Consider the following 11,646-nt stretch of genomic DNA (forward strand, 5'->3'; position numbering starts at 1 on the left):
CCGACTGGCGAAGCAATGACAAACCACCCCGCCCTACGGGCACCCCTCCGGGAGAAGGGGAATAGCTTCACTCTTGCCCTAAAAAAGATTGCTTCGTCGTGCCTCCTCGCAATGACAGTGCGTGAAAAACGCGGTGCGAAAACTGGTGTCTGAAAATCAGCACGCGAGACAGATTTAATCTGTTTTTACTGCCCTTTATCCCCTGGCTAAAGCCAGGGGCAAATTATACATTGGGCTAAAGCCAGGGGCAAACGTGCTGACTCGGATGCGAGACAGATTCAATCTGTCTCTACTGCAAACTGCCGCCTGCAAACTGCCTACTGTTCCCCCCTTCGGGGGTTAGGGGGCTTGCCTACTCAATTTCTGATACTCTGCTTCTACATCGTTCTGGGCTTTGGTTTGTACCAAAAGGCTGAAAATTTCGCCGTAAGGCTTGCGGCCCAGGTCAAACGGGTACTGGCCCAAGAGCTTGCCCAGCTGTATAAGCGGCAGGGTGTCAGAGTAGGGTTTTAGTTTATCGGCGCCGGCCATTTTCCAGAGGTGGGCATCGGTAGACTGAGAGGCCAAAAGGCGGCTTTCGGTTTCTATGATGCGGGTAAACTCGTTTACCATAAACTTACGGGCGGCAAAATACTCGGTTATGCGGGTGTTGGCAAAGGTTTTAGCACCGGCGCCAAAGCAAATTTCAAACAGCTGTTGTATGCCCTGCCAGCTGTTGACTTTTGGTAACTGGCGGATGCCGTATTTTACGTTGGCATAGGGCATGGTGTTAATGTCCATCTGCCGGCCGGCAAAGCTGTTTTTGGGTTTTAAATGCTCCAGGACAGCGTCATATTCAAGTGTGTTTTGCAGGGCTATGTATTGGCGTAAACGGATGTTTTTCATGGTGTGATTTGTTGCTGATTGTGTATATTTGGCTAAACCATTAACCAATCTCTTATGTCTTTATTCTCATTCTTTGGCTTCGGGAAAAATAAAAAGGCTCCTGAAAAAGCTAATACCCCTGCCCCCGCTATTGAAGTACTGCCGGGTTTTGATGCCGACGTTATTGCCACACTGGGCGCATTTTCTAAACTGCCACTGCAAAAGCTGCCTGCAATAGACAGCGAAGACAGCTGTACAATACCCGGTGCGTTTTTTAACGGCTACCTGGCATTAATGACCGGTAAAGATGATATTAACGGCAAGGCACTAAAACTAAAGCAGCTGTATAACGGTACGCAATACCGCTTTTTTGTTTTTGATGGCGACGATAACAGTAGTGGTATTGGCCTGATTTTGGGCAGTGAGCTGGATATTTTGAGATACCGCCTTACAAATGCCTATAATTATGACCTTTCGCCTGATGATGTGCTGGCTAAAATTGAAGATTTAGACGCGCGCCTGGGCGTGAGCATTGTGGGCTGCGGCATGGACTGGATTGAGCTGCGTTTTGACCGCCTGCCTGCTGATATGGATGCTTTTGCCGATGAGATGTATGCGTTTTGCCCCGACTCTGTAGACCAGGGTGTGGGCGATATAGCATCGTTAAAACAGGCCATTGCCGATATGCACGGTATGTATTTTTGGTGGGATTAACCGGTATGTGGATTTACTTCGTCAGTTCGGGCAGGGCACTCGGGTGGCAATGCGGTTGTTTGGTTATTTGTTAGGAACACGCCCTTTGACAAGCTCAGGGTGACACGGGTGCTGCGCAGGCACAAATTAGGACTGATTTGTGGTTTTTGCTTATATAAAATAATTTTGAAAACCCTTATTTATAGATATAATATTATACTGGCCGCAGTAAATACTGCTAATTAATTACAACAATGAAGATTAAATTTTATATCCCTGCTTTACTCCTGTTTTTTGCCTCAATGTGTAGGGCACAGGAAAATTTCCTCAAGTCTAAGCTTGTAAACATGGAATATGTTGATGATGTAGAGTTATATGAAAATGATATATACTGCGCGGGCATTTCTTATAAAACGGTTATTGATGACGGAAATGCATCTTATGCCTATATAAATAATTATGACCGCCAAACATTAACGCTAAAGTGGTCTGTTAAGGTAAGCGATGAGCCTGCCAATATTGTAAATTCGATAGCCCGGAACAAAGACAAGCTGTATGTTTTAGTAAATCAGGGTACAGTTACCTCATCTACGCGGAACCTTCACCTTAGTTTGCTTATAATGACCCTGAAGGGTGAAGTAGAAGAGAAGGTTAGCATTGGGCCTTCTTTTTATGAACCGTGTAATATACTTTTTGAGGGAGATAATCTACACTTTGCCTATCAGGTTGCCGAAGGTATAGACTATACAAGTAAACGAAGCTTTGCGGTAGTAAGCTACAACCTCAAAACAAAAAAACTTACCTCGGTTAAAAGCGCTGAAGATTCTCCCAAGCCCAAAAAGATACTTACAGATACATCGGGCATTTATTTAGCCGGGTCTTTTATATATCCCCGGCAGTCTAATATACTTAAGTGTAAAGACGGGAAACTCTCAAAAATATATTTAACCACAAATAAGACCGAATATGTTCTTGACTGTTATATAAACGATAAAACGCTGACGGTTGTGTGCGTATTTCCGGGTGTTTATGGAAACCCGAACAGCTACCTGAGGTATTATTATATAAACACAGATAACAACCTGGTAAAATCAGTTACAACCCTACCATATAAGGATTTGGGTTGGGATGAAGTTGGGTTTAACACATTTTCAACAGGGTCTTCTACCTGGATGATTGTTAACGATACTGCCGGCCTGCTGAAATATATATTGCTTGACAATAAAGGCAAGGTAATAAACACCTTAAATTTTACCTGCAGCGGCATTACCGAACGTATTATGGTAGATAAAGACGTTTTAATTATTGCACGGGCAGACTATATGAGGCTAAGTAAATTTTAAACCCGTTCAATCCGTATTTCATTCTACCCTACCCTTACCCGCGTAACATAGGTTTTGCGTAAGGCAAACCAGTAGCGCATCATGATGCTGTCCCACTCATCGGGCGAGCGGCCTATGAGGTCTTTTACACGTTCTTTGGGTATTATACCCTGGCGGCCATCACGGTCTATATCCTTAAGTTTTACCTGTTCGAGCTCTTCGGTGGTGGTTTGCAGTACGGTATCGTCCCGGCACCACTCCCCTGCCTGGCGTGTGGCTATCATCTCGGCCATTTTTATGCTGCACTGGCTCTTAAGACTGTCGAAATTTGGTTTTATCCAGGCGTTGCCTTCCTTAACGGGAAGCGGCGCCGAGTTGTTTATAAACCCCTTGCAACGCAAAAAGTCGACCACGCCGCCACCCACACCGTCTTCATCAGCCACAATGTTGCTCAGGGCAATGCCGTGCTTCCCCTGAAGGATTTTGGCGCGGCCCACTACCTCATCTAATCCCGATTTGGCAATGGCCTCACGGGCTATACACACCCACCCGTGCCAGATGCGGAACACGGTTTATCGCGGCCTTTGCGGGCAACGTCTATGGTCATGTATTTGAGGTCGGATGCAGTGGGCTGCAGGTGCGCAGGGTTGAAGTAATCGGCAATGGCATCGCGGTCAATCAGGGTTGCGGGGTCGTCGTCATACTCCCAGTTGCCAAAATACAGGCGTTCGCGGCTGTTTTTATCGAGCCGCAGCAGGCTTTGCAGGTAGGCAGGGTGCAAAAACGGGTTATCGGTTGGCAGGCTTTGTATGAACCTGCGGTGGGTTGCCAAAGTACCGTCGCGGTGGGGTTTGTAAAATTCTTTATACGCCCAGTTTTTGGCGGGGTTGCAGCTGCCCAGTATTTTCGGCGTGAGGTTGTTTTCGGTAAGCTTGTAGCGTATGCGGCTCTTTACGGTTTGCCATGCGTGGTAGGCTACCTGGCTGCATTCGTCTATAAAGGCGCCGGTAATTTCGAGCGAGCCCAGGCTGTCGAAATTTGGGTCGGACGGGTAATGGAACAGGTCTTTGAGCAGTATCTGGCTGCCGTTGTTAAAGTAGATGATGTTTTCGGTGGCCTTGTACTTAAACTGGCGCGACAAACGCAACTGCTTTGCCAGCTCAAAAAAGGTGTTAAGCGTGGTTTCGCGCAGGGTTTTGAGCTTGCTGCGGCCCATGAGCCAGCGCGTGCCGGGGTAACGCCCGCACATTTCCATAAGCCACAGGCAGCCCAGGGCGCTCTTGCCGCCGCCTGCCGCGCCGCCGTAGAGTACTTCCTCTGTTACCTTATCTTTAAGGAAGTACACGGCGTGCTGTTGTTTAGGCAGGAGCTTCATGATCATCAGGGTTTTGGCCGGGGCCCAAATTGATGGTAGTTATCACAATAAATAGCTTAGAGAAATATTAGCTATCCTAAACTGTAACAGTTTTAACTTCAGAAAAAATTATTTTTTTCTTTTCTTCACAAGGACTTAACTCGTAAAGATTATTTTTAGAGATACAATCATACACGTCTTCTAAAAGCTGCGCTTTCTTGTCGGAGGTTATATTTTCATAACCCGCAGAACCTGTTTTAGGATGTATAAATGTAAAATAGACCGAATCAGCAGTCTGAATAATAAGTAGATATAAACGACTACCTCCACTGCCCCCTATTCTTTTTTTGATAAAGGCATTAAGAGCATTTCCATTTAATTTTACACCATCTGATACTTCTTCAACAGATTGACCAAAATATTTACTGATAATTTCTTTTGAAAGATATTTATATGAGTTGTTTTTAATTAGTTTTTCAAACTCATGTTTAAATTCAGGAGTTGAAAAGACCTTCATAAAGACTGAATTCTATCATTTGCTTTTTGAAACCTGTCATCTTTTGGAAGTTTAAAAAACACATCTTCAATATCATCTGTTATTTCTTTAATATCATCCAATGATACTTTAAACTCCTTTAAGGCACCAGAGGCAAACTTTCTGTACTTATTGTTGAAAAAAACATATTGAATTGTAAGGCTCCTAGATATATCTCTTGTTGTAGAAATAATATCATTAATTATCCTAAGAGTTTCATCATCAATATCATCTGCATTTAACCATGTTATTTTTTCAAACTTAGGATATAAGCCTTCTAAAAAAACTGTTTTGTTTCTTATGATATTTTGAAGTTCAAGTATCTGATCCAACAAAGAATTTACGACATCTTCTCTCTTTTGCTTAAATGAATATTCACGAACCTCATTAAAAGTGTCGGTAATTTGTTTTTTTGTTGCAATTGATTCCATACTCAATATTCTTAATCTGAAATTAAACGAATATGTAAATATATTATTTTAATTATCTGTAATGCAAAGTTAAGCATTTAATTTAGAATAGCTTTAAGAACTTAATCTTGATTGCCTTCAGGGTTTTGGCCGGGGCCCAAATTGATGGTGAGGCTGCGCACGGGGTAGTCGTCGGGCTCTTCGTGCTTAAGGCTCCAAAGCTTGGGGTTGCGGTTGCGCAGCCAGAACTGCTGCGAGCGGAAATCAGCCGGTATGTACTTTTCTACTTCCACTATTTCTACGCGTTCTTTTTCTACGCGCTTGCCGTTTTCGTCATAGTATACCTCCTTGCATTTTATGGCCTGTTTTGTGGTGATTACCCTGTCGAGCGTGGCGCGGTAGAGCGATTCGGCCACTTCCATATCGGCTGCGCGCTTGCCCCGGTCTATGGCGGAGCCAAAGGCGGGGTGGTCACTTTTCCAATGGATGATGGTTTCGCGGGTTACGCCAAAGAACGAGCCGAGGTCGCGGTCAATCGCGCCCAGCAGGCACAGCTTGTAGGCCTGCTCTGCATATTCGTTTTGGTACGGGCCAGGGTTGGTTTTTTTACGCTTTTTTGGAGGTTTGACGGAAACGGAGGCTTGGGCTTCGGTTTCGGGGGTCATTTTTAAAAGGGTTGGGAAATATTAAAAACCATAGAAAATTGCTATTGACGACAAGATACTGGTCATATAATTTTGAAATAACAAACCACAGCGGCAACTGTGGTTTAATTGGAGTAGTTCACTGATTGTATAACTAACAAAAACACTATGGAAAGTATAAGTGTATTGATGTTAATTTACCTTATCGTGAAAGCATCAAACAAACAGTAAAATTATTTAATGCCCATCATTTGCATTTGATGGGCACTTTTATTCATGCTCTTCAGCCGTATTAATTATCGGCGTTAAATCTAAATACATTTGGCGGGTGTCTTTGCCTTCGTCTTTAGGGGTAAAGTATATAAACCCAATCTTTTCATAAAACTTCAGGGATTCTGCATAGGCATCTACAGTTATAATTTTGCAGGCGCATTTTTCATTTTGCTCTAACGCCATATTGATAATATAGCCTACAATAACTTTACCTATGCCTTTCCCTTTCAAAGTAACGCTTACGCCCAATCTCCCTAACTTCATAGCAGGGAAATGCCTGAGGTGTCGTTTAGGGTGCGATACAAATCCAAGGAATTTTTTAAAGGCATTTTTAGATGCAAAACCTTCCTCTTCTACCTTTAGGCTGTCATTGAAAATACTGAAATAAGCAAGTGTATTTATTTCGTCTTCAAGAATATAAGTTACTGCCAACAATTCTCTTTGATAGGATTTTGCCTTAGTAATCAGGAAATCATTCAAGTCATCATCGCCACAATCAAATGGTTTGATAAATGTTTCTTCGGTAAGTTTAAAAAGGACATACCCTGATAAATCCATTATTTACGCTTAAATATGGATTCGAGTTGTTTGGCACTGTTGCGAATGGCAGATAAATAATCTCCGCTTACTTTCTTCTGCTTGTTTTCATCAAGCTTTTTCAAGAAGTCTACCGCATCAGCGCCTCTTAAAACAGGAGTTATTTTAATTGGCTTTGCCATAATGTATTAGTATTGTGAAACTTTCACAAAGATATAAACTTTCTTTCAAACTACAATAATTGTACCGTAGGCATTCTTCCCTACCTTTACAAAACCAAACTCATGTCCGATACCAAAATAAACATAACCTCAACGCTGGCCGAAAAGGGCCTTGATGCGGCTAAGAATTTACTGGAAACGCCTATAAATCAATAAATATTTTGGGGTAAACAAACTTGAGTCAGGATGGCTTGTTATCTTCTTTTTTGCCTTTAAACAAATCGTTTAGCACTATAATCATAAGCCCAAGCACATTAATAGTGGTGGTACCCAATAAGGCAACCATTATAGTATCTGAGAGCTTGTATTGAAGTGTATTTCTTGTAAGGATAAAAATTACGCAAATAAGCCAAAAGCTAACCACCGTTGCCGCCCATGTAACTAAAGAGCGCCTGTGTGTGGTATCCTGCAGGTAACGGTCTAACTCTGCCTCACGTTGCTTATGTTCTAAGGATTGCTCCTGGCGCTCAGCTTTTTCAATATCTTCAGGCTTAATATCAGCTTTAATAGATTTTCCAAGACTTGCCTTAAGCTTGTCAATGTCATCGCGGAATTGTGAGTTGGCCATACGGTTTATTTAAGCTGTTTCACCTAAAGCCTTCTCCATTATACCCTTGTAGTGTTTTTCTATCAGATCATCCGGAATTTCCAGATTAGTGCCTTTAGGGTATACTTCAGTCCACGGGGTTCCGTCTGTATGTGTTATAGCGCTTAATTTTACGCCGTTGTAATTGCCATATCTTTCCCAGATAAAATCAAGAAAATAGGCATCTTCATCAGTAATAACCTCACTTTTGGCTTTATTTTCAACAATGGGTTCTGTAACTTTTTCCTTACCATATTTTTTTAAATTATGGTATAAAGTAGGCATTACAGGCCCTAAATCCCAAGCCTGGGGTTTCTCACTAACCAAATGCTTGCCATCTCTTAAAGCCAGGTACCACCCATAAGCTATATAAGTAAGCTTTATAAGCTTCATAGGTGTAAGCGTACCATCTTCCTGGTGCTTTTTAATGAAATAGTTTGCTATTGTGGCCGGATTATACATGATTGACTACTAATTATATACTACAAAGATAGTGATTTATTAATTTATTGAACAATAACTGTACCGTCTATGCAAAATTGCACAAAGGGCTTATTAATATTGATTTTTACAGTATGTCAAAGAACTTTTTTCAGTTTTAGTTACACTCTGTTCGGCTTTGCCTCGAGTCAGTCGCAGTCGCAGTTTTCAGGAGCTTCACTCAAAACCCTTTATACACCCCGGACGATGTCTGGGGCTTTGGATAGTCTGACCCTTTCAGGGTCAGGCACACATAAAAAGCGCTTCGACTCCAAACACCTATAGCGGCGCTTCGACTCCCGATAGCTATCGGGACAGTGTGACAGAACCCACAACCCGCAACTCCCAACCCTAAACTAAACTAAACACGCACAATACTGTCTATAATCACATTGTTGTACGTGCCTTTAGAGCCGCTGATGTGGAACTCCATTTCGGCTACATCGCCGGGCAAAAAGTCCTGTAATATCTCGATTTTTGTGCCCAATGCCGAGGGGTAAAACACCCTGCCGGTTTCCTGCTCAAAATGCAGCTGCTGCACCGCAGTGCCTAATTTTGTGGTTTTTACTTCGCCTATGGCGGTTATAATGCCTTTTATTTTGTAGTTCATGATTTAGAAGCCCCCCGCCCCCCAAAGGGGGAGTAGCCTCGGCTTACGGTTAATGGGGCGAATTTGATTAAACACTGTTTTTTAGTCAATGAGCGGAGTTCCCCCCTTTGGGGGTTAGGGGGCTTACGCACTTTCTACTGCAAACGCCACCAGGTTGTTGTACTGTATGCCGCTGTTTTTACTGGTTTTACCCTCAAGGGTTACGCTTACCTGTATTTCGTCGTTTACCTTGTAGGGGCTAAGGTCGTCCATGCGGCGGCCGCGAAATTCTACAAAGGCTTTCTGCCTGTGGTCTGGCACCAGGGTTACTACTTTTTTTTCGTGGCCCGCTGTGTTGCGGTACTCAATGCTTTCAATGGTTCCGGTAATGGTCATGGTTTTTTAGATTTAAAGATTGAATGATTTAAAAATTGAAAGATTTTGGTTGTTGGGAGCCTCTCCCCAGCCCTCTCCAAAGGAGAGGGTGTGAGCTTCACTCCTGCTCCCCCGGATTGCATCCGGGGCTAATTTGCGCGACCCCTTCAGGGTCGGTTGGTCAATAGCTGCCGGGATAGCACTACTGTAAACTGCTGCCTACTGAACATTGATCACTGATCACTCTGTTATGCTAAACCGCTTATCTGCGTTAAAGAGCATTATTGCACTTAGTTCGGCCTGCTGGTCTAATACAGTGCCCGAACCCGGAGCCGCTATGTCCTCTTGTTCAACATCTTGTGTAGTACCCACGGTTGGGTTGTCATGCATCATTTCTTTTGCTTTGTATGGCAAATCTCTGGTTTTGAGAGGTAACATAAGGCCGACTTAAAGTAGCAGTTGTGTTAAAGTGTGATAATTTTCACACACAATGTTGTTTATTCCACTTTTAGTTTTACCTTTGTCATATCAACGATGCAAAGTTAAGTGCAATATTACACTTTTCAAAGCGTTTTGATGTTAAATTTTCTACATGGTGTAGAAAATAATTTTACAATTAATGCAAAGTGTTGATTATGGAAGGTTTAGATATAAAACAGCGCCGCGAGCAGCTGGGGCTCACACAAAAGGAGTTGGGCGACCTGATTGGGGCAAGTCGGGAGACGATTATCAACTATGAGAAGGGGAAGCCAATTCCGAAGTCCAAAAGTGAAATATTACACAAAGTGCTTCAGGATGGTTCGCCTTACACCAAAAAAGTGGAAAATGCCGAAGTGGTAAAAATTTCTGACGACTTTGAAAACAAAAACGGCAATAAGTTTATTGAGCTGCCCAACGGGCAATATTATATGCTTATGCCCCTGGCCGAATTTAACATACAGGCCGGATTTTTAGACCATTACCAGGATGCCGATTTCCTTATGGACCTCAGCCAGCACGGCATTTTGGTAGACAAGCCGGTGCAGGGGCGCTATGTGGCCTTTCGCGTGGCGGGCGACAGCATGGATAATGACACCGGCAATGCCATTACCCGCAACAGCATTGTAAGCACCCGCGAGCTGCAAAGGCACCTGTGGAACAGCAAGTTGCGTTACCGCGACTTTCCATATTGGGTTATTTATACCACCCAAAGCAAGATGCCACTGCTTAAGGAAATCATAGAGCACAACACCCAGGAGGGCTATATTACCTGCCACAGCCTTAACGACAGCCCAGAGTTTACGGACTTCCGCCTGAATATGAACGACATACAGGCGCTGTTTTACGTGATAGACGTAAACCGGACAGTGAGTAAGAAGAAGGTTTATTAGGTAAAAGTTTGTTTTTCATGTTACATCATGTTACATTTGTATATGTTTTTAACATGATGTAACATGAAATTTGAAACTGCACCCGTGTTTGAGTTTACAGAAGTAGCTAAAGAAGAATATTTCCAAACATTTCTTGACCCTAAGATCATTGCATTTTTAAAAGAGTCTGACGATAGGTATTTTTATTGGTCTGACATCAAGTATAGACCTAATCTGCCCTATAATGCACTTAAAACATGGCAGATTATTAAAACCCATCGCTTTAAATCATTTGAAGATTTATTGTTTTCAAACCTACATTTCACTTATAATACAACATCTGCCATTCATGAGGCACTCCACAATTTCGATCTAAAACTGGTAGGTAGTATTTACCAAAACACGATAACCCCTGAAGATCAAGCAAGTTATCTCAAAAATTCCATTATGGATGAGGCCATTGCTTCATCTCAGATTGAAGGGGCTGCTACAACAACGGATGTGGCACGGGACATGATTAAATCAGGCCGTTCGGCACGCAATGAATCAGAACAAATGATCCTGAACAATTACAGGGCCATTACCGAAATTGAAAGCCGTACGGAAGAGCCGCTTTCGGTACAGCTTATCCTTGAAATACACCAGATTATGACGGCTAATACTGATGCAGCCAAATATTCAGGCAATTTCAGGAACCACCCCGTGCATATAACCGACCATGTAGACGGCGAGATTGCTTTTACTGCGCCGCCTTATGATGAAGTGCCGGAGCTTGTAGAGAGCCTGATTGATTTTATTAATGAAGACCGCACATTTATACACCCCATTATCAAAGCCTCCATCCTGCATTTTATGGTGGGCTACATTCACCCTTTTGGAGATGGTAACGGGCGTACCGCCAGGGCATTGTTTTACTGGTACATGATAAAAAAAGGGTATAATCTATTGAAACACATTTCTATATCGCGTGCTATAATGCAGTCGCGTACCAGCTATGATAAGGCCTTCTTAAAAACGGAGCATGATGATAACGACCTTACCTATTTTATTCTCTATTCGGTTAAAAGCCTGCGTGTTGCTTTTGAAAACCTTGTAAAATATACTGAGAAAAAGAAGGAAGAACGCAGCAGGGCCACATCTTTAGTGCCGCAGCTTATGGCGCAGGGGCTAAGCAAGCGTCAGGCCGACCTTGTGGCTTACCTCAACGCTAAACCGGCAGAACAAACAACCATTTCGGCCTACGCCGATAGCAACCATATAGTACGCCAAACCGCCAGCCGTGATTTAACCGAACTGGAAGAAAAGGGCTGGCTTACCAAAATAAGGTCGGGCAAAGGGTTTTATTATACGTTGGCAAAATCTGTTAAGTAGTTACATCATGTTAAAAACAAACACAAATGTAACACGTTGTAAC

General features: G+C 42.9%; 17 protein-coding genes. 4 read left to right on the forward strand and 13 right to left on the reverse strand.

Annotation, left to right across the window (positions count from 1 at the left end; genetic code table 11):
• Positions 1 to 339 precede the first annotated feature (339 nt).
• Positions 340 to 885: a hypothetical protein gene (locus tag AM279_RS13945; RefSeq protein WP_054408642.1), complete on the reverse strand. Its 546-nt coding sequence runs from the start codon at positions 883 to 885 to the stop codon at positions 340 to 342.
• 54 nt (positions 886 to 939) lie between these two features.
• Here AM279_RS13945 and AM279_RS13950 point away from each other — a divergent pair, with 54 nt between their 5' ends.
• Both AM279_RS13950 and AM279_RS13955 read left to right on the forward strand, forming a co-directional pair.
• On the forward strand, positions 940 to 1,578 hold the full coding sequence (locus AM279_RS13950; RefSeq protein ID WP_054408643.1) for a DUF4253 domain-containing protein: 639 nt from the start codon (positions 940 to 942) through the stop codon (positions 1,576 to 1,578).
• Positions 1,579 to 1,811: 233 nt separating this feature from the next.
• A complete protein-coding gene (locus AM279_RS13955) occupies positions 1,812 to 2,900 on the forward strand; it encodes a hypothetical protein (RefSeq protein ID WP_054408644.1) in 1,089 nt (362 codons plus the stop codon).
• A 23-nt stretch (positions 2,901 to 2,923) separates the two neighbouring features.
• Here AM279_RS13955 and AM279_RS20890 read toward each other — a convergent pair whose 3' ends face one another.
• The 12 genes from AM279_RS20890 to AM279_RS20665 all read right to left on the reverse strand — a co-directional run bounded on the left by AM279_RS20890 (position 2,924) and on the right by AM279_RS20665 (position 9,297).
• A complete protein-coding gene (locus tag AM279_RS20890) occupies positions 2,924 to 3,448 on the reverse strand; it encodes a hypothetical protein (protein ID WP_054408645.1) in 525 nt (174 codons plus the stop codon).
• Entirely contained in the window at positions 3,415 to 4,254 is an 840-nt protein-coding gene (locus AM279_RS20895) for a phage terminase large subunit (RefSeq protein WP_054408646.1), read from the reverse strand. Before AM279_RS20895 ends, AM279_RS20890 begins: the two co-directional genes overlap by 34 nt.
• Positions 4,255 to 4,330: 76 nt before the next feature.
• On the reverse strand, positions 4,331 to 4,750 hold the full coding sequence (locus AM279_RS13965; protein ID WP_054408647.1) for a hypothetical protein: 420 nt from the start codon (positions 4,748 to 4,750) through the stop codon (positions 4,331 to 4,333).
• Positions 4,747 to 5,199, reverse strand: a complete 453-nt coding sequence (locus AM279_RS13970; RefSeq protein WP_054408648.1) for a hypothetical protein — start codon at positions 5,197 to 5,199, stop codon at positions 4,747 to 4,749. The genes AM279_RS13965 and AM279_RS13970 overlap by 4 nt, the downstream gene beginning before the upstream one ends.
• Before the next feature lie 101 nt (positions 5,200 to 5,300).
• Positions 5,301 to 5,843: a hypothetical protein gene (locus AM279_RS13975; protein WP_054408649.1), complete on the reverse strand. Its 543-nt coding sequence runs from the start codon at positions 5,841 to 5,843 to the stop codon at positions 5,301 to 5,303.
• Positions 5,844 to 6,092: 249 nt separating this feature from the next.
• On the reverse strand, positions 6,093 to 6,653 hold the full coding sequence (locus tag AM279_RS13980; RefSeq protein WP_054408650.1) for a GNAT family N-acetyltransferase: 561 nt from the start codon (positions 6,651 to 6,653) through the stop codon (positions 6,093 to 6,095).
• A complete protein-coding gene (locus AM279_RS20755; protein ID WP_162838291.1) occupies positions 6,653 to 6,814 on the reverse strand; it encodes a hypothetical protein in 162 nt (53 codons plus the stop codon). Before AM279_RS20755 ends, AM279_RS13980 begins: the two co-directional genes overlap by 1 nt.
• Positions 6,815 to 7,034: 220 nt before the next feature.
• Positions 7,035 to 7,421, reverse strand: coding sequence for a hypothetical protein (locus AM279_RS13985; protein WP_054408651.1), 387 nt, complete (start codon positions 7,419 to 7,421; stop codon positions 7,035 to 7,037).
• A gap of 9 nt (positions 7,422 to 7,430) precedes the next feature.
• The gene (locus AM279_RS13990) at positions 7,431 to 7,901 is read right to left on the reverse strand and encodes a Panacea domain-containing protein (RefSeq protein ID WP_236688521.1); all 471 of its coding nucleotides are present in this window, start codon (positions 7,899 to 7,901) and stop codon (positions 7,431 to 7,433) included.
• A gap of 379 nt (positions 7,902 to 8,280) precedes the next feature.
• On the reverse strand, positions 8,281 to 8,529 hold the full coding sequence (locus tag AM279_RS13995; protein WP_054408653.1) for a hypothetical protein: 249 nt from the start codon (positions 8,527 to 8,529) through the stop codon (positions 8,281 to 8,283).
• Between the two features lie 123 nt (positions 8,530 to 8,652).
• Positions 8,653 to 8,904, reverse strand: a complete 252-nt coding sequence (locus AM279_RS14000) for a DUF3127 domain-containing protein (protein ID WP_054408654.1) — start codon at positions 8,902 to 8,904, stop codon at positions 8,653 to 8,655.
• Positions 8,905 to 9,123: 219 nt separating this feature from the next.
• On the reverse strand, positions 9,124 to 9,297 hold the full coding sequence (locus AM279_RS20665; protein WP_160316452.1) for a hypothetical protein: 174 nt from the start codon (positions 9,295 to 9,297) through the stop codon (positions 9,124 to 9,126).
• Positions 9,298 to 9,518: 221 nt separating this feature from the next.
• Between AM279_RS20665 and AM279_RS14005 the strand changes: the two genes are divergently transcribed.
• Complete coding sequence (locus AM279_RS14005) at positions 9,519 to 10,253, forward strand: helix-turn-helix domain-containing protein (protein WP_054408655.1); 735 nt, start codon at positions 9,519 to 9,521, stop codon at positions 10,251 to 10,253.
• A 63-nt stretch (positions 10,254 to 10,316) separates the two neighbouring features.
• Entirely contained in the window at positions 10,317 to 11,603 is a 1,287-nt protein-coding gene (locus AM279_RS14010; protein ID WP_054408656.1) for a Fic family protein, read from the forward strand.
• Positions 11,604 to 11,646 lie beyond the last annotated feature (43 nt).

Source organism: Flavobacterium akiainvivens, assembly GCF_001278115.1.
Taxonomy (GTDB): Bacteria; Bacteroidota; Bacteroidia; order Flavobacteriales; family Flavobacteriaceae; genus Flavobacterium; species Flavobacterium akiainvivens.